The sequence below is a fragment of the Kitasatospora sp. NPDC029312 genome (assembly GCF_055569215.1).
Genome location: NZ_JBVHXY010000013.1, coordinates 105,685 through 129,607 on the forward strand (window position 1 = coordinate 105,685; position 23,923 = coordinate 129,607).

Annotated in this window: 22 protein-coding genes; 10 read left to right on the forward strand and 12 right to left on the reverse strand. The window is 73.7% G+C overall.

Annotation, left to right across the window (positions count from 1 at the left end; genetic code table 11):
- The first annotated feature begins 208 nt into the window (after nt 1-208).
- From ACZ4WV_RS13820 to ACZ4WV_RS13845, 6 genes are all read left to right on the forward strand, one after another.
- Nucleotides 209-649, forward strand: coding sequence for a hypothetical protein (locus tag ACZ4WV_RS13820; protein WP_465746109.1), 441 nt, complete (start codon nt 209-211; stop codon nt 647-649).
- The gene (locus ACZ4WV_RS13825; RefSeq protein WP_465746111.1) at nt 646-1,404 is read left to right on the forward strand and encodes a helix-turn-helix domain-containing protein; all 759 of its coding nucleotides are present in this window, start codon (nt 646-648) and stop codon (nt 1,402-1,404) included. Before ACZ4WV_RS13820 ends, ACZ4WV_RS13825 begins: the two co-directional genes overlap by 4 nt.
- 631 nt (nt 1,405-2,035) lie before the next feature.
- Nucleotides 2,036-2,683, forward strand: coding sequence for a hypothetical protein (locus ACZ4WV_RS13830; RefSeq protein WP_465746113.1), 648 nt, complete (start codon nt 2,036-2,038; stop codon nt 2,681-2,683).
- Entirely contained in the window at nt 2,683-3,996 is a 1,314-nt protein-coding gene (locus tag ACZ4WV_RS13835; RefSeq protein ID WP_465746115.1) for a DUF3987 domain-containing protein, read from the forward strand. The genes ACZ4WV_RS13830 and ACZ4WV_RS13835 overlap by 1 nt, the downstream gene beginning before the upstream one ends.
- A gap of 1,567 nt (nt 3,997-5,563) precedes the next feature.
- A complete protein-coding gene (locus tag ACZ4WV_RS13840; protein ID WP_465746234.1) occupies nt 5,564-5,755 on the forward strand; it encodes a helix-turn-helix transcriptional regulator in 192 nt (63 codons plus the stop codon).
- 42 nt (nt 5,756-5,797) lie between these two features.
- Nucleotides 5,798-7,036 (forward strand): tyrosine-type recombinase/integrase, encoded by a 1,239-nt coding sequence (locus ACZ4WV_RS13845; RefSeq protein WP_465746117.1) that lies wholly within the window; start codon nt 5,798-5,800, stop codon nt 7,034-7,036.
- Between the two features lie 81 nt (nt 7,037-7,117).
- On the opposite strand, the gene ACZ4WV_RS13850 is transcribed toward ACZ4WV_RS13845, so the two are convergent.
- Entirely contained in the window at nt 7,118-7,876 is a 759-nt protein-coding gene (locus tag ACZ4WV_RS13850) for a phosphoglyceromutase (protein ID WP_465746119.1), read from the reverse strand.
- Between the two features lie 152 nt (nt 7,877-8,028).
- On the opposite strand from ACZ4WV_RS13850, the gene ACZ4WV_RS13855 reads away from it, so the two are divergent.
- Entirely contained in the window at nt 8,029-9,324 is a 1,296-nt protein-coding gene (locus ACZ4WV_RS13855; RefSeq protein WP_465746121.1) for an MDR family MFS transporter, read from the forward strand.
- Between the two features lie 105 nt (nt 9,325-9,429).
- Here the strand turns inward: ACZ4WV_RS13855 and ACZ4WV_RS13860 are convergent, their stop codons facing one another.
- Both ACZ4WV_RS13860 and mshA read right to left on the reverse strand, forming a co-directional pair.
- Nucleotides 9,430-9,942, reverse strand: a complete 513-nt coding sequence (locus tag ACZ4WV_RS13860) for a type III secretion system chaperone family protein (protein ID WP_465746123.1) — start codon at nt 9,940-9,942, stop codon at nt 9,430-9,432.
- Between the two features lie 61 nt (nt 9,943-10,003).
- Nucleotides 10,004-11,374, reverse strand: coding sequence for a D-inositol-3-phosphate glycosyltransferase (mshA, locus tag ACZ4WV_RS13865; protein WP_465746125.1), 1,371 nt, complete (start codon nt 11,372-11,374; stop codon nt 10,004-10,006).
- A 241-nt stretch (nt 11,375-11,615) separates the two neighbouring features.
- Between mshA and ACZ4WV_RS13870 the strand changes: the two genes are divergently transcribed.
- Nucleotides 11,616-12,449 (forward strand): methyltransferase domain-containing protein, encoded by an 834-nt coding sequence (locus ACZ4WV_RS13870; protein WP_465746127.1) that lies wholly within the window; start codon nt 11,616-11,618, stop codon nt 12,447-12,449.
- A gap of 203 nt (nt 12,450-12,652) precedes the next feature.
- On the opposite strand, the gene ACZ4WV_RS13875 is transcribed toward ACZ4WV_RS13870, so the two are convergent.
- Entirely contained in the window at nt 12,653-13,216 is a 564-nt protein-coding gene (locus ACZ4WV_RS13875) for an O-acetyl-ADP-ribose deacetylase (RefSeq protein WP_465746129.1), read from the reverse strand.
- 236 nt (nt 13,217-13,452) lie between these two features.
- Between ACZ4WV_RS13875 and ACZ4WV_RS13880 the strand changes: the two genes are divergently transcribed.
- Nucleotides 13,453-14,970, forward strand: a complete 1,518-nt coding sequence (locus ACZ4WV_RS13880) for a PP2C family protein-serine/threonine phosphatase (protein ID WP_465746131.1) — start codon at nt 13,453-13,455, stop codon at nt 14,968-14,970.
- Between the two features lie 148 nt (nt 14,971-15,118).
- Here the strand turns inward: ACZ4WV_RS13880 and ACZ4WV_RS13885 are convergent, their stop codons facing one another.
- The 7 genes from ACZ4WV_RS13885 to ACZ4WV_RS13915 form a co-directional block, all read right to left on the reverse strand.
- Complete coding sequence (locus ACZ4WV_RS13885) at nt 15,119-15,415, reverse strand: DUF2516 family protein (protein ID WP_465746236.1); 297 nt, start codon at nt 15,413-15,415, stop codon at nt 15,119-15,121.
- 215 nt (nt 15,416-15,630) lie between these two features.
- Nucleotides 15,631-16,119, reverse strand: a complete 489-nt coding sequence (locus tag ACZ4WV_RS13890) for a hypothetical protein (RefSeq protein WP_465746133.1) — start codon at nt 16,117-16,119, stop codon at nt 15,631-15,633.
- 2 nt (nt 16,120-16,121) lie between these two features.
- Nucleotides 16,122-16,529: a helix-turn-helix domain-containing protein gene (locus tag ACZ4WV_RS13895; RefSeq protein WP_465746135.1), complete on the reverse strand. Its 408-nt coding sequence runs from the start codon at nt 16,527-16,529 to the stop codon at nt 16,122-16,124.
- A 130-nt stretch (nt 16,530-16,659) separates the two neighbouring features.
- Nucleotides 16,660-17,760 carry a DNA polymerase III subunit beta family protein gene (locus ACZ4WV_RS13900; protein ID WP_465746137.1) on the reverse strand — a complete coding sequence of 367 codons (1,101 nt, stop codon included), beginning with the start codon at nt 17,758-17,760 and terminating at the stop codon, nt 16,660-16,662.
- 34 nt (nt 17,761-17,794) lie between these two features.
- Entirely contained in the window at nt 17,795-18,676 is an 882-nt protein-coding gene (locus ACZ4WV_RS13905) for an RNA polymerase sigma-70 factor (protein ID WP_465746139.1), read from the reverse strand.
- 17 nt (nt 18,677-18,693) lie between these two features.
- A complete protein-coding gene (locus ACZ4WV_RS13910; RefSeq protein WP_465746141.1) occupies nt 18,694-18,888 on the reverse strand; it encodes a hypothetical protein in 195 nt (64 codons plus the stop codon).
- A complete protein-coding gene (locus ACZ4WV_RS13915) occupies nt 18,885-22,028 on the reverse strand; it encodes a DEAD/DEAH box helicase (RefSeq protein WP_465746144.1) in 3,144 nt (1,047 codons plus the stop codon). The genes ACZ4WV_RS13910 and ACZ4WV_RS13915 overlap by 4 nt, the downstream gene beginning before the upstream one ends.
- A 203-nt stretch (nt 22,029-22,231) precedes the next feature.
- On the opposite strand from ACZ4WV_RS13915, the gene ACZ4WV_RS13920 reads away from it, so the two are divergent.
- Nucleotides 22,232-22,837 (forward strand): YceI family protein, encoded by a 606-nt coding sequence (locus ACZ4WV_RS13920; RefSeq protein ID WP_465746146.1) that lies wholly within the window; start codon nt 22,232-22,234, stop codon nt 22,835-22,837.
- Nucleotides 22,838-22,922: 85 nt separating this feature from the next.
- On the opposite strand, the gene ACZ4WV_RS13925 is transcribed toward ACZ4WV_RS13920, so the two are convergent.
- Nucleotides 22,923-23,900, reverse strand: coding sequence for a LysR family transcriptional regulator (locus tag ACZ4WV_RS13925; RefSeq protein WP_465746148.1), 978 nt, complete (start codon nt 23,898-23,900; stop codon nt 22,923-22,925).
- Nucleotides 23,901-23,923 lie beyond the last annotated feature (23 nt).

Genomic DNA, 23,923 nt, shown 5'->3' on the forward strand with positions numbered 1-23,923 from the left:
GCTTAGGGGGGCGAAGCAAGCCTACCGCTAGAGGGGCTTGACGCACAGCAAGGTCCTGCCTACCTTGGGTATCGCGAAGAAGCGAAAGCCCCCCTAAGCAGCACCGGAGTGGCCTTAGCGCTTCTCCGACCTGCCCAAACGCAGCGAAGCGGCGCCCCAACCGCCAAGTCAGTACGCCGCTTCGTGCCCCGGTGAAGGGAGTTCCATCATGCACGCTTCGCTCACCACTCAGCCGTCCCTGACCCTCGACGGGGTGGAGGAGAACGTCTCGCTGTTCGGCGAGGCGGACTCGGGCGAGATCGAGCCGCGCCTGTCGGTGCGGGTGTCGGTGTCGCTGCGGTTCTTCGACATGGTGGGCCTGTTGGCCTTCCATCCGGCGATGATGCTCACCGCGTCGGACCTCCAGCGCTCCGACGCGCTGGCCGAGGCCCTGCGGTTCGCGATCGTGGACTCCAATGCGTCCCAGATCGAGGAGTACGCGGAGCTGGCCCGCGCCGCGCTGTCGCACCCGCGCCGGTCGTTCCACGCGTACACCAAGCTGGTGGCCGAGGCCGTGGCCCGCACGTTCGGCATGACCGCCCCGCAGCCGCCTGCCGCTCCGGCGCTGTCCCTGGTGGCCCCGGCCGGCCGCAAGGCGGTGGCGGCGTGAGCACCCTGGCGACGAACACGGCGGGCAACGCGCGGCTGCGGGCCGCTCTGGTGGCCTCGAAGATGACGATCGAGGGCCTGGCCCGCGAGGTGGGCATGGACCCGCGCACGGTGGAGCGGTGGCTGAACGAGCCTGGCCGCAGCCCGCACGCCCGCCACGCCCACGCGGTGGCCAAGCTGCTGCACGTCGACCCGTACGCGGTCTGGCCGACCCTCGGCAGTCGCCGAAAGACCAGCGCCCAGCCCCGGGACGAGCTGCTGGCCTGGTACCCGACCCGGGGCGCCGCCCCGGCCGGTCTGTGGGCCACGCTGCTGCGCGGCGCCAGCGACCGGATCGACCTGGCGCTGTCCTGCGGATTGTTCCTCACGGACGCCGTTCCGGACCTGGTCGCCCTGCTGGCCGAGCGCGCCGCCGCCGGTGTCCGGGTGCGGCTCGCGCTGCCGGACCCGACCATGGCGCCGACGCAGAACGAGGCCACTCGCCTGCTGCTGGTCGAAGACCTCTACGCCGCCCTCCAGGACGTTCCCGGTATGCGCCTAGTCCGCCACGGCGGCATCGCGAACGACGTGGTGCGGGCGGACGAGCAGCTGTTGGTGATGCCGAAGGTGGACGGCTGCCCGCCGGCCGCCGCCCCGGTCCTGCACCTCAAGCGCCTGGAGCACGCCCCGCTCACCGGCGCCTACCTCCTCGGCCTGGACCACGTCTTCACCACCGCCACGCCGCTGGTGAACACCCGCCGACTCGCCGCCGCCTGACACCGGCTCGGGTGAGCGCTCACCGACGCTCACGGGCGCTCACGACCCGCTCACCCGACCAGTCGGCCGCCCCCGTTTCAACCCCGGTCGGCCGACTTTCAGGGGCACGCACGGGGCGGTGAACACCCGACTGTTCACCGCCGCTCACGGAACCGTTCCCGGCGCTACCCGCCGACCGTTCCCGCGCTCACGGGAAGCGTTCCCGCCCTTTACCCCCAGGCATCGGTCGTCCCCTGACCAGGCTTCACAGGCCGACCGTTACCCGACTCGCTCACCGGTGAACATCCCAGCCGTTCACCGGTGAGCGCCCCGACTTCCAGCCCGACTCCCGACCCTTGCAGGAGCAGCTGTGACCAGCCACGACGGGGCCGACTCCCGCCCCCAGGAACCTCCACCACCCGGACCTGAAAAGCCGACCGCCAGTGCTGAAACCGGCGCCGCCGTGAGCGGTGAACGCCCTGCCGTGAGCGCCGTTCAGTCGGGTGCTCACCGCTCCGTTCACCCTGCCGGTGAAGTGTTCACCGGCGCGGTTGAAGCCCCGGCCCGTGCCCTTGAAACGGCCACCGGCGGACCTGAAACGGGCCCGTCCGTGAGCGGTGAACACGTCGCCGTGAGCGCCGGTGAGCGCCCGGTGAACACCCCTGCCGCCGGTGCCGCTGAAACGCCCGCCGGTGTCCTTGAAGCGGACCTGGACGTCGCTGAAACGGTGCTGCTGCCCGACCCGATCGCGCTCCCCGCGCCGATCCGGGATGCGCACCGCTCCACCGCCCGATGGGCCGCCGACCGGTTCGTGAGCGCGCTCCGCAGGATCAGCCCGGCCGTGGTGCTCGACCGGTGGGGACAGCCCGTCGGCATCCCCGACTACGGCTCCCCCGCCTTCGCCGCCCTCCCGCCGGGCGACCCACGCCGCGAGGCCGCGCTCATCACCGCCGCCGAAGCCTGGCGACAGCAGGCCGAACAGCTCCCGCTCCACCTCAACGCCAGTCTGCGCACGGAGATGGTGCTCGGCGAGCAGGCCCGCGCCGCGTGGGTGGCCGAGGACGAAGCCTCCTGGAAGGAACTGGTGCGAACAGTGCGGGCATGGTCCAGCCACCCCAGCGCACTGGAGCTGGCCGAGCAACGCACCCGCGCCGCCGAAGCCGCCCACCGCCCCGTGAACGCCTCCGCCGGGTGGCCGCCGGTGGCCATCCCCGGCCGCCCTGGCTGGCACCGCCACCGCCACCCCACCGGCCGACAGGTCGACCTGCCCGACACCCAGCCCCTCGCGGAGAGCGCCTGATGCCCGTCGAACTCCACCTCGCCACCACCAGCGACGGCCGACCACAGACCCGACCGAACCCGATGTACGACCCGGCGCCCGGGATCGACCGTCCCTCGCGGCCGGGCCCGGTGCCGGACCCGGAGGTGTTCTGCGGCTGGGTCGGCGACACCGTCCGCGACCTCGACCCGACCACCGAGGCCGACCCGGTCGGCGTCCTGGTGAACCTCCTGTCGGCCGGCGGGGCCGCGATCGGCCCGGGCCCGTTCATGTGGATCGGCAATGACCGCCACCCCGCCCTGATCTGGGCCCTCACCGTCGGCGCCACAGCCGCGGGCCGCAAGGGCGCCGCCACGAACACCGCCAAGCGGCTGTTCAAGGCCGCCGTCCCGGACTTCATCTCCTGCAACACGCGCTCCGGCCTGTCCTCCGGCGAGGGCCTGATCGAGATGGTCCGCGACGGCGACGGCGACAAGGACCCCGGCGTCACCGACAAGCGCCTGTGGGTCGTGGAGTCGGAGTACGGCGTCACCATGGCCCGGGGCCGCCGCGAGGGATCGTCGCTCAGCGGCATCCTGCGCCAGGCCTGGAACGGCGAAGACCTGGGCGTGATGAACCGGGACGCGTTGCACGCCACCGCGCCGCACATCGCCGTCGTCGGCCACATCAGCCCGCGTGAACTGCGGGCCAAGATGCAGGACGCCGAGATGGCCGGCGGCACCTACAACCGGTTCCTGCCGGTGTTCGTGCACCGCAACCTGCTCGACCCCGACGGCGAAGGCGCCCCCGACGGGCTGATCAACAACCTCGCCACCGCGTGGAAGACCGTCCTCACCGACGCCCGCCGCGTCGGCGAGGTCCGACTCGACGAGCAGGCAGCCCAGCTGTGGCGGGAGGAGGTCTACCCGGCCCTGTGCGGGGACGAGGGCGACGAAGGCCCCATCGCGGAGTTCACCGCCCGGGCCGCCCCCTACGCCAAGCGCGCCGCCATGGTCTACGCCCTCCTCGACCACACCGACCGCATCCGGGAAGACCACCTCCGCGCCGCCTGGGCCCTGGTCCGGTACGCCCGCGCCAGCGCCGCCCACATCCTCGGCCCCACCGCCGCCGCCAGCACCGGCGACCCGCACCTGGACAAACTCATCCAGGCCGTGAAGGCCGCCGGGGCGGGCGGGATGACGCAGTCCCAGGTGCAGGTGCTGTTGAAGCGGCTCAACGCCACCCAGCGCGCCGACGTCACCTCCCGGCTCTGCCAGCTGCCCGGCTTCGCCGCCGCCCAACTCTCCACCGGCGGACGCCAGCAGACCGTCTACCTCTACGCCCCGCCCGACTGACAGGCGGTCCGGAAAGGCCGGAAAGGCCGGAAAGCCTTCTGACCTGCGAAAACAGCTGCCGGAAAGTGGTCCGCAATGGTCCGGAAAGTGGCCCGCGATCCCCCGGCCCCGGACCTCCCGGACCCTTTCCGGACCATTCCGGACCACTTTCCGCCACGCAAAACCCCAGCTCAGACCCCTTTACGGCCTTTCCGGCCTTTCCGGACCACCCCCGAACCCGAACGGAGACCCTCATGACCCGCCCGACCGCCACCCGCGCCACCCGTCCGGTCATCCGTACCAGGGCAGATGCATCCGTCCCCGGAACGGATGACCGAACGGGTGTGACCCGGCCCCTGAGCTGCCACGACAACCCGCCAGAACGGATGGACGGATAACTCCGCGCCCACTGCTCTGGGTGCCCGATCCCCGCGATCCGGCACCCGGGCAAAGGACCCCGACGCCATCCGTCCCCGCCCAGGAAGGCCTGCCAGCATGCCCCGCACGCCCACCGTCCGCTTCGCCCAGCCGGCCACCGCGCTGGACGTCCCACCGGCCACCACAACCCCCCGGGCCCGCTCCCCACCATGCCGAGGAAGCCGCCCCCTCAGGCCATGGATGGCCCCTTCCAGGAGGACGCCGGACCGTTAGCGGCGCCGCTACCGCTAGCACCACCCCCCGCTAGCGCTAGCACCCCTGCTAGCGGCACAAACCGGCCCTGACCAGCTCGTTAGCAGATAGCACCCCTTGGGCCAGAACCCTCGAAACAGGCCTCAACCCCCGGGTCCGCACCCCACCGCCCGGCCGCTAGCCCCCCGCCGAACGGGCCGCCGCCCGGTAACTGCTCGCAATCTCCCCCCACCCACCCCCCACCCGGGAAATGCCATCCCCCACCCGCTCAGAGGCCCGGGAGAACGTTCTCCGGCCGGGTGGGGGGTGGGTGGGAGGTCACTCTCCGCGCTCATCATCACCACCCGCTCCGCCACTCCGGCCGTCCCAAGCACGCGCACACGCGTACGCGCGAGGAAGCTCGCAGCCGACACCCAGCGTCACCGAAGGACCGACCCTCGACCGTCAGGCCCCAGGTGTCAGAAATCGTCTGACGCCTCTGACGGCCAAATCCCTAGACCAACGCGCACGCGCGCGCGAGACACGCCCTTCTGACACCCACTTCTGACGGTCCTGACACCCCGCCAGGCGCCCATCCTGACGGCCCTGACACCCCCTCCGGTGCCGGACCTGACGCCTCTGACGCCCTCGGCAGAGCGCGCGACGGCCCGTTCTGGCGGTCCTGGCACCTCTGTCACCCGCCCTGACACCCCTGACGCCATCACCCACCGCACCCGCCACCGCCCCACACAAGGCCACACGCGAAGGGCCACACAGGCCCACACACCACCGTGTGCCCCACACACGGCGTGTACCCCGCTGACCTGCCCGTGTGACCCGTGTGGGGCACACACCCAACCCGCTCCAAGCCCGAAAACCGGCCCCAGGGGCGTACGCGACGCCCGCCGTGTGCCCCACACAACGCACCCAGGAGACCACCTTGGCCAACGCCCGCCCCCAGACCGGCACCGGACCCGCCATGGCCGCCCTGCCCGCCCGATTCCTCACCCCCGAGGACATCGCCGCGATGTTCGGCGTCCCGCTCGAGACCGTCTACCAGTGGCGCCGCAAGCGCACCGGCCCGCCCGCCTTCCGCGTCGGCCGGCACCTCCGCTACCACCCCGACTCCGTCGCCCAATGGGTCACCGACCAGACCCGACAGGCCGCCTGAGCCCACGTGCACCCCTCGCCCACCACCACAAGGAGCGGCCCCATGGCCGGACACATCCAAGACCGCTGGTACAAGACCGAAAACGGCCCCGACGGCAAGCCGCGGCGCGTCCGCACCGACCGCTACGGCACCGGCAAGCGCTACCGCGCCCGCTACGTCGCCCCGGACGGCACCGAGAAGAGCAAGAGCTTCCCCGACCGCCAGAAGCGCCAGGCGGAGGAGTGGCTGGCCCGGATCGAAGCCGACATGTCGCGCGGCCAGTACCTCGACCCGGCCACGGCGAAGACCACCTTCCAGGAGTTCGCCGAGCACTGGCTGAGGAGCCAGACCAGCGACCCCAACACGCAGGCCTCGATGCAGTCGCAGCTCCGACGGCACGCCTTCCCCAGGATCGGGGCCCGGCCGCTCACGTCGTTCCAGCCCAGCCACATCCGGGAGTTCGTCGCTGAGCTGGAGACCTCCGGCATGTCCGGGTCGTACGCCCGGGTCATCTTCTCCAACGTGCGGGCCGTGCTGAGCGCGGCTGTGGACGACGGCATCCTGCTCCGGAACCCGTGCGCCGCACAGACCGTGCGCCCGCCGGTCGTCGGCTCCCGACGGGTCGTCCCGTGGGAACCGGAGCGAGTCTTCGCCGTCCGGGAGGCCATGATCGAGCGGTATCGAGCGACGGTCGACGTCGGCGCCGGCTGCGGGCTCCGGCAGGGCGAGATCCTGGGCCTGGCCGTGGACGCGCTGGACTTCGACGCCAGCACGATGCACGTCACCCAGCAGCTCAAGCTGAGCCGGAGCAAGCCGGTGTTCGCACCGCCGAAGGGCGGGACGCTGCGGAGCGTGCCGCTCCCCCGACCGGTGGCCGACGCGCTCAGGGCCCACATGGAGCGGTTCGCGCCGGTGGAGATCACGCTGCCGTGGATGAAGGTCGGCGGACCGCCAGTCACGAAGAGCCTGATTTTCACCAGCACGTCCGCCGGGATCGTCTGGCGAGGCATGCTCAACGAGGACTACTGGAAGCCTGCGCTGGCCGCCGCCGGGGTCATCCCGACGCCAGGCAAGGGCGAGTCCTACGCGTCGGCCCGGGAGCACGGCATGCACGCGCTCCGGCACTTCTTCGCGTCGGTCCTGCTGGACGCCGGGGAGAGCATCAAGGCCGTCAGCGAGTACCTGGGCCACGCTGATCCGGGGCTGACGCTCCGGGTGTATGCCCATCTCATGCCTGACAGCCGGCACCGGGCCCGGAAGGCGATCGAGGAGGTCTTCAAGCCCCAAGATCACAAAGGCTGACGGCCCACAGACGGCCCGGAAATGAACACGGCCCCTCACCAGTGCCGAACGCGCAGGTGGGGGGCCGTTTCGGCAAGTGGCTTACTTCTTGCCCTGGTTCTTGACCGCCTCGATGGCCGCGGCGGCGGCGTCGGCGTCGAGGTAGCGGCCGCCGGCGACGACCGGCTTGAAGTCGGCGTCGAGCTCGTAGACCAGCGGGATGCCGGTCGGGATGTTCAGCCCGGCGATGTCGGCGTCGGAGATGCCGTCGAGGTGCTTGACCAGCGCGCGCAGGCTGTTGCCGTGGGCGGTGACCAGGACGGTCTTGCCGGCGGCGAGGTCCGGGACGATGGCGTCGTACCAGTACGGGAGCATCCGCTCGACGACGTCCTTCAGGCACTCCGTGCGCGGACGCAGCTCGCTCGGGATCTCGGCGTAGCGGGCGTCACCGGCCTGCGAGTACTCCGAGTCGTCGGCCAGGACCGGCGGCGGGGTGTCGTAGGAGCGGCGCCACAGCTGGAACTGCTCCTCGCCGAACTCGGCCAGCGTCTGGGCCTTGTCCTTGCCCTGCAGCGCGCCGTAGTGCCGCTCGTTCAGGCGCCAGCTGCGGCTGACCGGGATCCAGTGGCGGTCGGCCTTGTCCAGGGCGATCTGCGAGGTGCGGATGGCTCGGCGCAGCAGCGAGGTGTGCACCACGTCGGGGAACAGGCCCTCGGCGGCCAGGAGCTCGCCACCACGGGCGGCCTCCTTCTCACCCTTCTCGTTGAGGTCGACGTCGACCCAACCGGTGAACAGGTTCTTCTGGTTCCACTGGCTCTCGCCGTGGCGGAGCAGGATGAGTCGGTACGTCGTGTCAGCCATGGCGCCCAGCTTAGTGGAGGGCCGATAAACCCCTGGTGGTGACCTCGGGCGGCTGTGTAATGTGTGCCTCGGCTATCTGCCGCTTACGCTCGTCGGCTGACCGGGGGCCTGCCCGCGCTGCTCAGCGGACGCCTGCCCTCGGGAGCCCCCACATGCTCGTCGCCCAGGCCGCCGACACCCGGTTCCGAAGAATGGTCCGCGAGACGGCGGGCGGCTTGCCCCGGGAGTTCTGGTGGCTCTGGGTCTCGACGCTGGTCAACCGGCTCGGCGCGTTCGTGGTCACCTTCCTGTCGCTCTACCTCACCGTCGACCGGGGGTACTCGGCTTCCTACGCGGGCCTGGTCGCCTCCCTGTTCGGGCTCGGCGCGGCGGTCTCGTCGATCGTCGCCGGCATCCTGACCGACCGGATCGGCCGCCGGCCGACCCTGCTCGCCGCCCAGCTCGGCACGGCCCTGTTCACCGCCGTCCTCGGCTTCACGGACGGCCAGGTGGCGATCGCCGTGGTGGCCTTCCTGGTGGGCTTCTGCAACAACGCCACCCGCCCGGCCATCTCGGCGATCATCGCGGACATCATCCCGGCCGCCGACCGGGTCCGCGCCTACTCACTCAACTTCTGGGCGATCAACCTGGGCTTCGGCCTCTCCTCGGCCGTCGCCGGCCTGATCGCCACCTACGGCTACCTCACGCTGTTCCTGCTGGACGCGCTCTCCACGCTGCTCTGCGCGGTGGTGATCTTCGTCAGGATCCCGGAGACCAAGCCCGACACCCCGGCGGCGCAGGCGGACGAACCGGCGGTCGGCCTCGGCACGGTGATCCGCGACAGCCGCTTCATGGCGGTGGTCGGGCTCACCCTGCTGCTCGCCCTGGTGATGCAGCAGTCCTCCACCACGCTCCCGGTGGACATGGGCGAGCAGGGGATCACGTCCTCCCAGTACGGCCTGGTCATCGGCCTGAACGGGCTGCTGATCGTGCTGCTGCAGCTCCCGCTCACCCGGTGGGTCGAAGGCCGCAGTCGAACGGCCATGCTGGCGGCCGCCGCGCTGCTCATCGGCTGGGGCTTCGGCATGACGGCCCTCGCCGGGGCGTCGGCGTGGTTCTACGCCGTCACCGTGGTGGTCTGGACGATCGGGGAGATCGGCTACACGCCGACCCTGATGGGTCTCGTCGCCGAGCTGTCCCCACCCCAAGCGCGCGGCCGCTACCAGGGCGTCTACTCGCTCTCCTGGTCGCTCGCCCTGTTCCTCGGCCCGGCCGTGGGCGGTGTGGTGCTGGACCACGCCGGCGGCGGGGTGCTGTGGGGCGCGTGCGGGGTGTGCGGCACCGTCGCCGCGGCCGGGTACGCGGTGCTGGGGAGGCGGTCCGGTGGCCCGGCCGGCACCGGGGCCGTTACGGCCGTCGCGGTGGAGGCGCCCGTGACGGAGGCCGAGAAGGCTCCGACGGGCGCCTGAGCGGCCGGCCGGGGTCGGCCGACCGGCGGCCGGTCCGTCGGGGGCCGGTCCGCCGAGGGGCCGGTCCGTCGGCGGTCGGCCCCTCGGCGGTCGGTCAGGCGGCGGTCAGTCGGCGGCCGGGCCGGCCAGGTGGGCGAAGGCGGCCAGGTTGCGGGTGGACTCCCCGCGCTTGGTGCGCCACTCCCACTCGCGCCGGATCGCCGAGGCGAAGCCCAGCTCCAGCAGGGTGTTGAAGGGCTCGTCGGCGTTCTCCAGCACCGTGCCGAGCAGCCGGTCGACGGCGTCCGGGGTGAGCACCTCCAGCGGCAGCCGGCCGGCCAGATAGACGTCGCCGAGCGCGTCCATCGCGTAGGCGACGCCGTAGAGGCGGGTGTTGCGCTCCAGCAGCCAGCGGTAGACGGCCTCGTGGTTCTCGTCCGGGCGGCGGATCACGAAGGCGTTCACCGACAGGGTGTGGTCGCCGATCCGCAGCGCGCAGGTGGTGTTCAGCTTGCGGGTGCCCGGGAGGGTCGCCACCAGGGTGTACGGGTCGGTGGCGGCCGGCTCCCAGGCCACCCCGGCGTCGTCCAGGGCGGTGCGCAGGAGGGTCAGGGCCTCGTCCTTGGTGCGGATTGCCATGGAGGTGACGTTACTCGGCGGTACCTCCTTCCGGCAGCCCGGACGGGCCCGCCCCGCTCCCTCAGGTTCGGCGGCGGGCTCCGGCGAGGCGGCCGGCCGGGCGGGCCAGGCTCCCCGCGTACACCTCGGCGGTGGTCGCCGCGGCGGTGTCCCAGCCGAAGGCGGCCGCGTGCCGGGCCGCCGCCGCACCGCGCCCGGCCACCAGCGCCCGGTCCGTCACGTACGGCTCCAGCGCGCGGGCCCACTCCAGCGGATCGTGGCCGTTCACCAGGGTGCCGGACTCGCCGTCCCGCACCGCCACCGGCAGGCCGCCGACCGCCGCCGCCACCACCGGGGTGCCGCAGGCCTGCGCCTCCAGCGCCACCAGCCCGAAGGACTCGCTGTAGGACGGCATCACCAGGGCCGTCGCCGCGCGGTACCACTCCGCCAGCTGCGCCTGGCCGACCGGCGGGTGGAAGCGCACTACGTCGCCGATGCCCAGCTGGGCGGCCAGCTTGTGCAGGCTCTCCGGGCGGGCCAGCCCGGTGCCGGACGGCCCGCCGACCACCGGGACCACCAGTCGCTCGCGCAGCTCCGGGCGGGCCTCCAGCAGCGCGGCCACCGCCCGCAGCAGCACGTCCGGCGCCTTCAGCGGCTGGATCCGGCCGGCGAACAGCAGCACCGCGGCGTCCTGCGGCAGGCCCAGCCGGGCCCGCGCGGCGGCCGCGGCCCGGGGTCCGCCGGGACGGAAGACGTCCAGGTTCACCCCGGGGTGGACGACGGCCAGCTGGTCCGGCCGGGCACCGTAGTGCAGCGCCAGCTCGGCGGCCTCCTCGGTGGTGTTGGCGATCAGCCGGTCGGCCGCCTCGACCACCTGGGTCTCGCCGATCACCCGGGCCGCGGGCTCGGGCGTGTCGCCTTCGGCCAGCGCGGCGTTCTTCACCTTCGCCATGGTGTGCATGGTGTGCACCAGCGGCACCCCCCAGCGCTGGGCGGCCAGCCAGCCGACCTGCCCGGAGAGCCAGTAGTGCGAGTGCACCAGGTCGTAGTGGCCGGGGCGGTGGCCCGCCTCGGTGCGCAGCACCCCGTGGGTGAAGGCGCACAGTTGGGCCGGCAGGTCCTCCTTGACCAGCCCCTCGTACGGCCCGGCGGTGACGTGGCGGACCAGCACGCCCGGGGCCAGCTCGACGGTCGGCGCGTCGTCCGAGCAGATGGCCCGGGTGAACACCTCGACCTCGATGTTCAGCTCGGCCAGGCGCTTCGCCAGCTCGACGATGTAGACGTTCATCCCGCCGGCGTCCCCGGTGCCGGGCTGGTGCAGCGGCGAGGTGTGGACGCTCAGCATGGCTATCCGGCGCGGGCGGCGGCGGCCCGGGACGAGCGACTGGAGCCGGGCGCGCGCGGGCCCGGCGGACTGGGCACGGCGTACCGAACGGACGGGGTGCTGGATCACCTGGCTGAAGCCTCCTCGTGTGCGGCCCGTCTCGGCGGTCCGCGTGGACGGGCCGCCGCATGTCCGGTGTGCGCTGCCCCGTCCGGGCACACATCACCACCAGTGTGCCAACCACACGGCGGTCGCCCGGCATTCCCAGTCCGGCGGGTGAGCTGACAGGGACCGGCCAGGCGCCCCGGGCCGGGTGGCAGCCGCGCTGGTCAGGGGTGGTGCGGCGGCCGGTCCGACTACCCTTCTGGGCATGGCCGCCTCCTTCGACCCCACGACCACCGCGCCCGCCCGCGGGCGGACCGGCCGTCCGGTGGGGAACGTCACCCGGGGCACCACCAACACCAACCGGCTGCGCCGGATGGACCGCTGGATCGCGCACACCCTGGGCCGGGCCCTGCGCGCCGCCGAACGGCCGCCGGTGGCGGTCGACCTCGGCTACGGCGCGGCGCCGTGGACGGCCGTGGAACTGGCCGGACGGCTGCGCGCGGTGCGGCCGGACGTCCGGGTGGTCGGGATCGAGATCGAGCCGGAACGGGTCGCGGCCGCACTGCCGTACGCCGAGCCGCCGCTGCTCACCTTCCGGCGCGGCGGCTTCGAGGTGCCGCTGGACGGCGCCGCCCCGGCCCAGCTGATCCGGGCGGCCAACGTGCTGCGGCAGTACGAGGAGTCGGCGGTGGCCGCGGTCTGGGAGCGGCTGTGCGCCCGGCTCGCCCCGGACGGGCTGCTGGTCGAGGGCACCTGCGACGAGATCGGGCGGCGGCACGTCTGGGTCGCGCTCGGCCCGGAAGGGCCGCGCACGGTGACCTTCGCGGCCCGGCTGGGCGGCCTGGAGCAACCCTCCGACCTGGCCGAACGGCTACCGAAGGCACTGATCCACCACAACGTGCCGGGGCGGCCGGTGCACGCCTTCCTGACCGAGTTCGACCGGGCCTGGGCGGCGGCCGCGCCGTACGGGGCCTTCGGGGCGCGGCAGCGCTGGGTGGCGGCCTGCACGGCGCTGGCGGGCAGCTGGCCGCTGGTGGACGCCCGCGGGCGGTGGCGGCAGGGCGAGGTCACGCTGCCCTGGACGGCGCTCGCGCCGTAGCGGGCGGCCGCGGTGCCGAAGGCCGGTGGGCGAGGCCGTGCGGGCGGTGGCTACCGGATCTGGCGAGCGATGCACGGCCCTCACTCGAACGAGTTATCGAATATCTCTGGCGTGTTGACGCCCCCTCAGGCCACGATGGAAGCCGCCGAGCGGCGACACCACACGCCGCTCGGCACCCACTGCTGCACGACCGTGCCCAGCCGTCAGCCGTCCCGATCGAGCAGCTCCGCCAGGGCCTGTTCGAACACCCCGTACATCTCCGACCCGAACAGCACGAACCGCACCTCCGCCAGTTCCGCGCCCGCAGTCGCGTCGTCGCCGTCCAGCACCTGGGCGACGGTGCCGAGCGCGATCCGGGCCGCGTCCGCCGGCGGCCAGCCGAAGATCCCGGCCGACACCGCCGGGAAGGCCACCGTGCGCGCGCCCAACCCGGCCGCCACGCGCAACGACTCGCGATAGCAGGAGGCCAACAGCCCAGCCCGTTCCTCGTACTCCTCCGCCAGATACACCGGCCCGACGGTGTGCACCACCCAGCGGGCCGGCAGCCGGCCGGCCGTGGTCGCCACCGCGCGCCCGGTGGGCAGCCCCTTGCCCCAGTGCGAGGCCCGCAGCCGTCGGCACTCCTCCAGGATCTGCGGTCCGCCCTTGCGGTGGATCGCGCCGTCCACCCCACCCCCGCCCAGCAAGGACGAGTTCGCGGCGTTCACCACCGCGTCCACCCGCTGCTCCGTGATGTCACCCTCGACCAGGGTGATCCGTGGCACCATCTCCTGCCCCCTTCCCCGGCCCCGCCCGGCGGCTGCCGGGCGGGGATCCGAGCCGTCGTTCGAGTCCGATCACCACACCGCCACCGGCGTGGCAATAACCACAACGGCGCCGGTCGGCCAGAGAAATCCCCGGAGATCACGTTATGGTCGCGAGAAGTTCCCCGACGCGAGGTGCCAGGCGGGCACCGCGGACGGACGCCGACCGTTACGCAGTCGGGGAAAGGGAGGAACGACCGATGCCCGCAACGGGAGACGGGCGGGCACCTGCTGCCGCGGACCTGCCGGGCGCCCATGACGGCGCCCCCGTCAGCCATGCCCGTAAGCACCCGGCGACGACCGGACCGGCGACGGCGGCTCCCCCGATACCTCACCCCCGGTCGCAGGCGGTCCGGACCTCGCACGGCGGTCGGCGCCCCTCGCACGCGACCGAGCGGAACAGAACGACGCCCGCCGACGGCCCCGCCGACGGCGCCGCCGCGCCGCTGCGGCTGCTGGTCATCGAGGACGACGCCTCGGACGCCCAACTGATCAAGGCCGCGGTCGCCGACAGCGGCACCTCGATCGAGATCCACTGGGCCCGCGGCCTCGACCAGGCCGTCCAGCTGCTCGCCCAGGCCGCCCCCGCCTCCCGGCGCGGGCGCCCCCGCGGCGCCGAGTTCGGCTGCGTCCTGCTCGACCTCGCCGCCCCGGCCGACCTGCCGCACCCCGCCGACCCCTCGGACGGCCTGGCAGGCCTGCACGAGCTGCTCCGCCGCGCCCCGCACATCCCCGTCGTGGTGCTCACCGACGCCGCCGGAGCCGAACTCGGCGCGGCCGCCGTCGCCGCCGGCGCCCAGGACTTCCTGCTCAAGCACGAGACGGACGGCCCCCTGCTGGCCCGCGCGCTGCGCTACGCCGTCGAACGCAAGCGGGCCGACGAGTCCCAGCGCCGCCTCGTCGAGGCCGAGCTGCGCGGACAGGAGAACGCCCGGCTGCAGCGCCACCTGCTGCCCACCCCGCTGCTGGACGGCGCCGGGCTGTCCTTCACCCGGCGCTACCGGCCCGGCCGCCGCCGGGCCCTGCTCGGCGGCGACTTCTACGACGCCGTCCGCACCGACGACGGCACCGTCCACATCGTGATCGGCGACGTCTGCGGCCACGGCCCGGACGAGGCCGCGCTCGGTGTCGCCCTCCGGATAGCGTGGCGCACCCTCGTGTTCGCGGGCCTCACCGGCGAATCCCTGCTCACCACCCTCCAGCACGTGCTGGAGCACGAGCGGCGCAGCGACGAGATCTTCGCGACGCTCTGCATGATCGTCATCGAACCGGCCGGCGCCGACGGCGACCCCGGCTCCCCCGGCGCCGCCGAGCGGGCCCGGCTCTACCTCGCCGGGCATCCGGCGCCGCTGCTGCTCGGCCGCGACCACGCCCCGGTCTCCCTGCCCGCCGACCTCGCCGGGCCCGCGCTCGGCCTGCTGCCCTGCCACGACGGAGAGGCCGCCTGGCCCGCGCACGAGTTCGAACTCCGGTACGGGTGGCGGCTGTTGCTCTACACCGACGGCCTGATCGAGGGCCGGGTCGGGGCCGGGTCACGCCGTCTCGGCCAGGACGGGCTGGCCGATCTGGTCGCCGACCACCAGTCCGCCGGGCTGACCAGGGGCCGGCTGGTGGACAGCGTGATCGCCGAGGTGGAGGAGCTGAACGGCGGAGCGCTGACGGACGACGTCGCGGTGCTGTTGCTGGAACGCAATCCGGTGCAGCTGATCCTCGGCTGAGCCCTGAACCCTGAGAGGTGGCGGGCGGGCATGCGGGTCACGCCGCAGCCCGCGGAACACCGCAGCCCGGGCGGGGGATTCCCTGCCCGGGCTGCGGTCCGGAGTTGCGGTGCGGACCGCGATGCGAGGTCCGGTCGGCCGGGTCGGCTCACCAGGGGCCGTACGGACCGGTGTTGCTCTGGCCGCCCCGGCCGCTGCCGCCGGTCAGGGCCCGGATCGCCGGGCGCACGTCCACCACGTAGACGATCGAGGCGACCAGGCCCACCAGGGTGCCGATGCTGCCGAGGAAGTTCGCCCCGAAGAGCAGGTCCCACCCGAAGCTGATGGCGAGGATGGCCACCCAGAAGCCCTTGGTCTTCTTGTCCGCCGCGCGGTAGGCGTCCTCCCGGCGGGTGGCGGCGTCGAGCAGCGCGAAGAGCTTGTAGCCCAGGATGGCCACGGCCATCCACCAGAACGGGTTCAGGTAGGAAAAAGCCAGGATCTGGAACACTCCGGTCATCGCGATCTCCTACGTCTCTCGGGCTGCCGCACCCCCGCCGTCGCCCATCCTGGCACGGCGGCCGTCTGCAATGCTGCCAACGTTCCGCCGTCCCGGGACGTGCCCCGTCGGCCCGGGGGTCCGACGGGGTGCCGGGATGTGCCGGGGCGACGGGCTGCCGGTCAGTCCTTGGGGGCGGGGGTGTCCTTCTTGGCGCGGGGGGACTTCTTGGGCGCGGAGGCCTGGGCCTCGGCTCCGGTCGGCTGGGCGGGCAGCTCGGCGGGTTCGCCCTGCGGGCGGGACTTGTCGACCACGACCTTGCCGCGCTCGGCGAGCTCGTCGTACGTCTCCTTCGCCTTCACCGCCAGCTCGACGGCTCGGGCCACCTGCTGGAGGGCGAAGCCCTGGGCCCGCTCCTGCAGCGCCTTCAGGTCGGCGGGGAGGGTGGTGACGGCCTCGCTGACCTTGGCGGGCGCCCCGGCCAGCAGCTCCTGCGCCTCCTGCAGCTTGGCGGTGGCCTTGTCCTGGGTGCCCTTGCGGTCCGCCGCCAGCGCCTCGACCCGGCTCGGCACCTCGCGCAGCTTCTCGTAGGCGAGGTCCCCCGCGCCGGCCAGGGCGTACAGCGGGGTCGGGTCGGTGAGGGTCTTCTTGATGTCGTCCGTGATCGGCATGGTTACCGGTCCTCCCGGTGGGTGTTCGGGGTGGCTGCGACCTCGGCCGTGGAGCTCGGGGCCGAGGTCGCGTTCTCCTTGAGGAAGGCGTCGTAGACCGCGAGCAGCGCCTGCTTCTGCTGCTCGTTGATCAGCGGATCGGCCAGGATCGAGGCCCGCAACTCCAGGCCCTCGCCCTGCCGCTCCTCCAGGATCCCGGCCTGGACGTAGAGCGTCTCCGCCGAGATCCGCAGCGCCTTCGCGATCTGCTGCAGGATCTCCGCGCTCGGCTTGCGCAACCCTCGCTCGATCTGGCTGAGGTACGGGTTGGACACGCCGGCGGCCTCCGCCAGCTGGCGCAGCGAGTATTGCGCGTTGCGGCGTTGCTCGCGGATGTACGCGCCGAGGGAGCCGACGTTCAGGGAGGCCATGGGGACAGCGTGCAGGACGGTGCTTGCAATTGCAAGCAGGATGGTTGCCACGCGCAAGCGGGGAGGTGGTGGGTCGGGGTGTCGCTTGGGCGCGCGGGTTTTGCCCCGCGCGCCCGTCAAGGGGAGGGTGTCAGGCCGTGGTGGTGGCCGGGAGGCGGACCGGCATGAGGACGGAGAAGGTGCCTGCGTGGTCGGGGGTGCGAATGGCGAGGGGGGCGATCGGGCCGCCGAGTTCGAGCAGGAGTTGTTCCGGGTGGCCGGCGTCGATGGCGTCGAGGGCGTCGAGGAGGAAGTCGCGGTTGACGGCGACCTGGAAGTCCTCGGCTGACGGGTCGGTGGTGACGATGAGGCGGCCGTCCTGGGTGAGGGCCAGGACGGTGACGGCGCATTCGGCGCCGTGGGGGCCGGAGGGGACGGTGCGGGTGGCGCCGGTTTCGACGGCGGTCCGCAGGGTGGCGGTGGGGAGGGTGACCCGGTGCTGCGGGGTGAGGCGGGTGAGGGCGCGGTGGTCGGGGTAGTCGAAGTCCAGCGGGGCGCCTTCGATGCGGTGGTCGCCGGCCTCGGCGCGGAAGAGGCCGGCGGTCAGGGTGAGGTGGAGCTCCGGCGGGGCGGTGGGGAGCAGGGCGCGAAGGGCGTCGATCAGGGCGGTGGGGACGATGGTGCCGACGGCCGGCTGGTCGGGCGCGCCGGTGGCGGGCACTTCGCCGAGGGCCAGGCGGTAGCGGTCGGTGGCGACCAGGCGCAGGACGGGGCCGTCGGGTTCGAACAGGACTCCGGCGAGGGAGGGCTGGTCCGGGTCGACGGAGACCGCGAAGCGGACGGCGTCCAGGGCGGCGGCGAGGTCGTCGGCGGGGACGGTGAGGCGGGTGGTGGTGGTCATGGGTCGCTCCCTCTGGTCGATCATCGTGCGGATCAGGGAGAGTTCGCGGCGGGCGTCGGCCAGGCCGTCCTCCAGTCGCCGCAGGTGCGCGTCGAGGACGCGTCGGGCGTCACCGCTGTCGGGGGCGGCGGCGAGGACGGCGCGGATGTCGGCCAGGGGCAGGCCGACCCGGCGCAGCCGGGCCAGCAGCCGGGCGTCGGCGAGTTGGCCGGGCCGGTACCAGCGGTAGCCGGTGTGGGGGTCGACCCAGGCGGGGGTGAGCACCTCGGCGCCGTCGTAGTAGCGCAGGGTGCCGACGCCCAGGCCGCTGGCGCGGGCCAGTTCGCCGATGCTGTGCAGCTCGCTCTCCATGCCGATGACTCTCCGGGCTCGACCTGGTCGAGGGTCAAGCGAGGTGGGTGAGCTTCTCGGGGTTGCGGACGGCGCGGATGGCGCAGATCAGGGGCCGGCCGTCGGGGCCTTCGGTGAAGTCGAAGACCGAGACGGAGTCGACCGCGCCGTCCACGGTGAGGAGGACGCCGGGCTCGCCGTTGACCAGCACCGGGCGGGTGCCCGCGCCCTCGCCCAGCTTGCGGAGCAGGCCGATGACGAAGCGGGCGACGTTCTCGGCGCCGGTGACCGGCCGCAGCGCGGCGCTGATCACGCCGCCGCCGTCACTCCAGGAGGTGACGTCGGGGGCGAGCAGTTCGAGCATCCGGTTGAGGTCGCCGCCGACGCAGGCGGAGAGGAACTCGTCGGTGGCGCGGCGGCGCAGCTCCGGCGGGGCGTCGTAGCGGGGGCGGCGGGCGCGCACGTGGGCGCGGGCCCGGCTGCCGATCTGGCGGCAGGCGGCCTCGGTGCGGTCCAGGGCCTCGGCGATCTCCTGGTAGGAGAAGCCGAAGGCCTCCTTGAGGACGAAGACCGCCCGCTCCAGCGGGGACAGGCTCTCCAGCACCACCAGCAGGGCGAGCGAGACGGTCTCGGCGCGTTCCACGTCGCCGGTCGCGTCCGGTTCGGTGACCAGCGGCTCGGGCAGCCAGGGGCCGACGTAGGACTCGCGGCGGACGGCGGCCGAATCGAGCCGGTTGAGGGCGAGGTTGGTGACCGTGCGGGCGAGGTACCCGCCGGGGCTGGCGACCGGGCCGGTGACCTGGCTCCAGCGCAGCCAGGTGTCCTGGACGAGGTCCTCGGCGTCGGCGACGCTGCCGAGCATCCGGTAGGCGATGCCGAAGACCATCCGCCGGTGGTTCTCGAAGTCGGCGAGGCGGGTGTCGGAAGTGTCGGTCACCCTGCGGACGTTACCGGTCAGCTCCGGAAGGCGTCGTAGGCGGGGGCGAGCAGGGTGGCGAGGTCGCGGCCGTGCACGGTGATGCCGGAGGGGCCGAGGCGGCGCAGAGAGGGTTCGTCGGGCTCGTCGTCCGGCGGGTCGGGGTGCAGGGTGAAGTCGCCGCGCCAGTAGGCGGCGACGTTGACCGGTCGGGGCTTCGGCAGGTCCGTCACGTCTCCTCCTCGGCGACGGCGTCCTCGCGGGTGAGGGCGACCAGTTCGCGCAGCGCCTCGACCGGCAGTTCGGTCAGCCAGTGCTCCCCCTCGCCCACCACCGTGTCGGCCAGGGCTCGCTTGGCGGCCAGGAGTTCGTCGATCCGCTCCTCGACGGTGCCGACGCAGACCAGGCGGCGGACCTGGACGTCCCGGCGCTGGCCGATCCGGAAGGCGCGGTCGGTGGCCTGCTCCTCGACCGCCGGGTTCCACCAACGGTCCAGGTGGACCACCTGGTTGGCGGCGGTCAGGTTGAGCCCGGTGCCGCCGGCCCGCAGCGAGAGCAGGAACACCCCGGGGCCGTCCGGGGACTGGAAGCGCTGGACGATCTCCTCGCGCCGGCCGCGGGGGACGCCGCCGTGCAGGTACAGCACCTCCTGGCCGAGTCGGCGTTCCAGGTACGGGCGCAGCATGGTGCCGAACTCGGCGTACTGGGTGAAGACCAGGGTCCGGTCGCCCTCGGCCAGGGCCTCCTCGAGCAGTTCTGCGAGCCGGGCCACCTTGCCCGAGCGCTCACCCAACGGTGAGCCGTCGTGGAGCAGTTGGGCCGGGTGGTTGCACACCTGCTTGAGCTTGCCGATCGCGGCCAGCACGGTGCCACGCCGCTCCACGCCCCGGATGCCCTCGACCCGCTGCAACAGGTCGGCCACCACGGCCTGGTAGAGGCCGGCCTGCTCGGCGGTGAGATTGCACCAGACGGTCATCTCCTGCTTGGCGGGCAGGTCGGCCGCCACGGCCGGGTCGGACTTGAGCCGGCGCAGCACGAACGGAGCGGTGCGGCGGCGCAGTTCGGCGGTGCGCTCGGGGCTGCGGTGCAGTTCGACCGGGATCGCGTAGCGCTCCTTGAAGCGCTCGGGCGGGCCGAGCAGGCCGGGGTTGGCGAAGTCCAGCACGGCGTGCAGTTCGGCGAGCCGGTTCTCCACCGGGGTGCCGGTCAGGGCGATCCGGTGGCGGGTGACGGGCAGCGCGCGGATCGCCCGGGACTGCGCGGTGCCGCTGTTCTTGATGTGCTGCGCCTCATCGGCGACCACCCGGCGCCAGCGGATCGCGCGCAGCGCGGCGAGGTCGCGCTGGACCAGGCCGTAGGTGGTGATGACCAGGTCCACGCCGTGGACGGCTGCGGCGAGTCGCTCCGCGTCGAGGCGGCCGGTGCCGTGGTGGACGTGGCGGCGCAGGCCGGGGGCGAAGCGCTCGGCCTCGCGCTGCCAGTTGCCGACCAGGGACATCGGGCAGACCAGCAGGGTGGGGCCGGTCACGCCCTCGGCCCGTTCGGCGGCCAGCAGGGCGAGGGTCTGCACGGTCTTGCCGAGGCCCATGTCGTCGGCCAGGACGGCGCCGAGGCCGAGCCCGGACATCGTCCGCAGCCAGGCCAGGCCGCGCCGCTGGTAGGGGCGCAGTTCGGCGCGGAAGTCGGGTGGCGGCGCGGGGTCGGCCGGGTCGGCGGCGGTGCGGCCGGCGAGCAGGTCGCCGAGCGGGCCGTCCACGCGGACGCCGGTGACCGGCAGTCCGGCGACGGTCGCCTCCGGGTCCAGGGCGAGCCGGAGCAGGTCGGCGGCGGCCAGGACGCCGTCGCGCTGCTCGCTGAGGAAGGCGAGGGCGGCGGCGATCTGGGCCGGGTCGGCCTCCAGCCAGGTGCCCCGCACGCGCACCAAGCCCTGCTTGGCGGCGGCGAGTTCGGCGAGTTCCCGTTCGGTGAGCGGGGTGCCGTCCGGGCCGAGCGCGGCCTGCCAGCGGAAGGCGACCACGGCGTCCCGGTCCACCTGGCTGGAGACGGCGAGGGTGCCGGGGGCGGGCGGGGTGACGGCCCGCAGGGCGAGCCCGAGCCGGGGGCGGCGGCGCCACCAGGCGGGCAGCAGCACGCCGAAGCCGCTCTCGGCGAGGGCGGGCGCGGCGGTGCGCAGGAAGTCGAGCGCGCCGGCCCGGTCGAGCGCGAGCGCGGACGGGCGGGAGCGGTGGCGCAGCTCGTCCAGGGCGGCCCAGCGGTGGCCGGCGCGGGCGAGTTCGGCGACCAGGACGTCGGCGGGTTCCCGGCCGTCCGTGGTCGTGCGAGCCAGCGCGGCGTGTGCGGCGCCGCCCTGGTGGAGGTCGGCGGCGCGGACCAGCAGGGAGGGTTCGTCGACGGCCTGGAGCAGGAACTCGAGCTGCCAGGCGTCGTCGGAGGCACGGCCGTCGGGGTCGTCCGGGTCGGGCCCGAGCGGTTCGAGCAGGCGGAAACAGAGCCGCAGCGCGGGTTCGGCCGGTTCGGCGGCCGCGTACCAGGCGTCGATCCGGCGGCGCAGTTCGGCGACCTCCTCGGCGGAGACGTCGGTGGCGAGTTCGCCGGCGGGGGTGCCGAGGGCGTGCAGCCACTGTTCGACGGTGGAGGCGCCTCCGGCGGGGAACGGCCGGTCGGCCAGTGCGGCGCGGGCCTCGGCGTCCACCAGGGCTCCGAGGGCGGCGTCCAGCAGGGCCTCGCCGGTGCCGGCGCCGGTGGGCCACTCCCCCAGGAGCACGGGCGGGCAGCCCGCCGCCAGCGAGGCCGCCTCGCGGCGCCCGGCCGGGGTGAGGTCGGGCCGCCAGCGGGCCCGGGGGCGGCCGTCGGCGGGGACGGGCAGCGGCAGCAGCCGGCCCCGGCCGACCGCGCGCCAGGCGAGGTCGTGCACTCCGGTGAGCCAGCGCAGCGAGGGGCCGTACACCACCTCGACCCGGCCGCCGCCGGGCAGGTCGGTGCCGGTGACGGCCCAGTGGGGGTCGTGCACCTCGCCGAGCAGTTGGGCGGCGGCCGCGGGGTCGAAGAGCAGGGCCGGGACCCGCCAGGGGATGAGCTGGGCGCCGCCGCGCGGTGGGGTGACCGGCAGGTCGGGCGAGGGGGCGGGATGGGTGCCGACGGTGGGCAGGAGGAGGGTGGCCCAGCGTTCGGGGGCCTGGCCGGCGAGCCAGCCGAGGCCGGGCCCGATGCCGCCGAGCACGCCGGCCAGCTCGCCGGCCGGGCAGGCGTAGGGGTGGGCGTGCGGGGCGGGCCGGTCGGGCTGGGGTTCGGCGGTGCCGGGGTGGGCGCGGGCGTCCTCGGCCCAGAGCGCCAGCCGCCCGTCCGTCCGCCAGAGCGCGTGGAGGACGAACATGAGGGGCCTCTCGGGGGCGGGGAACCGTTGTCCGCAGCCTAGCCGCGGGGTCTGACAGCGGCTGTCGGACCGGGGTCGGCGGATCGTTCGGGCGAAACCGGGGAAGCACCGGAGCGTGTGGTTGAAATTTGAACGAAGGCGTCGTAGGCTGAAGCCAAGAAGTTGAAGCCTAAACAAAATGGCTTCGAACCCGAGGAGGAGCCATGGGCCTGTTCAACCGCACCAAGACCGCCACCCCCGTCGCCGTCCAGACCCCGGCCGGCCCCGACCTGTCGCACCTCAGCGGCGACTGGACCGTCGACGCCACGCACAGCGAGATCGGCTTCTCGGTCCGCCACGCGATGGTCACCAACGTCAAGGGCCGCTTCACCGAGTACGACGGCAAGCTGCACCTGGACGGCGCCACGCCGGCCAACTCCTCGGCCGATCTGGTGATCAAGGTCGCCAGCGTCGACACCAACCAGGCCCAGCGCGACGAGCACCTGCGCACCGGCGACTTCTTCGCCGCGGAGACCCACCCGGAGATCCGCTTCCGCAGCACCTCCGCCGAGCCGCTCGGCGACGACTCCTACCGGATGACGGGCGAGCTCACGATCAAGGGCGTCACCCGCCCGGTGGTCCTGGACCTGGAGTACACCGGCAGCGCCACCGACGCCTACGGCGCCGAGCGGATCGGCTTCGAGGGCAAGGCGATCGTGGACCGCACCGACTTCGGGCTGACCTACAACGCGGCCCTGGAGACCGGCGGCGTACTGATCGGCGAGAAGGTCAAGCTGAACTTCGACATCTCGGCCGTCAAGGCGGCCTGACCCGGCCGACCACGGCCCCGCCGGCCCCTGTCGCCGCCCCCGAGCCACCGCCCCTGCCCCTCCCCCCGAGGCAGGGGCGGTGTTCTCACCGCGGCACGAGCGCGGCGTCCGCCGACGGCAGCCAGCTGCCCGGCGGGCGGCTCAACCAGCCCTCGGCCGCGCCGAGTTCGGCCGTCGCGGCGGCCAGCGCCCGCAGCCCCGGATGGCGTTCGCCGGGCCGGTGCACCAGGCTGACCAGGCTCAGCGGCACCGGATCCACCAGCGGCACGTTGGCCGCGCCCGGGATCCGCGGGCCGCCGACCGTGGTCAGCATCGGGTCGCCGTGCCGGGCCAGATAGCGGGCCGTCTCGTCCAAGCCCACCGGCGGGACGTACGGCGCGGCCGCGGTCAGGCCGTGCTCGCGCAGCAGCCGGTCGCCGAGGTCGGTCCACTCGGTGGTGGCCGGGTTGCCCGCGCAGATGTCGACCGGGTGCCCGGCGAGCTCGGCCAGCCGCAGTACCGGACGGCCGGCCAGCGGGTGGGTGTCCGCCATCATCACCGAGACCCGCTCCAACCGCACTGGCAGTTGGGCGAGTTGGCCGCGCACCGGGGCCGGCAGCCCGGCGAAGCGGCCGAACGAGGCGTCCAGCCGGTGCGCCAGCAGCTCGGCGGCGGCCGCGGCCAGGCCGCCGTGGAAGCGGGCCAGCAGTTCCCCCTCCGGCCAGGCGGCGCGGGCCCGTTCGAGCACCCGGTCGGCGGTCAGGTCCGGGCCGGTGACATCGCTGTTGAGGTCGAGCAGCAGCGGCCGGGCTGCCGCCCCGGCTCCGGCCTCGGCGAGGATCTCGTCGTGCAGGGCGAGGAGCCGGCGCACCCGGGGCAGCAACCGCCGCCCCGCCGGGGTGAGTTCCACACTGCGGGTGGTGCGGGTGAACAGCGGCTCGCCGAGCAGCCCTTCCAGCGAGCGGACGTCCCGGCTGAGCGCCTGCTGGGCGACGTGCAGCCGCTCGGCGGCCCGGCCGAAGTGCAGAGTCTCGGCGGTCGCGAGGAAGCCGCGGAGCAGACGGGGGTGCAGATCACGGGGCACGCAGGGCAGATTAACAACATCCT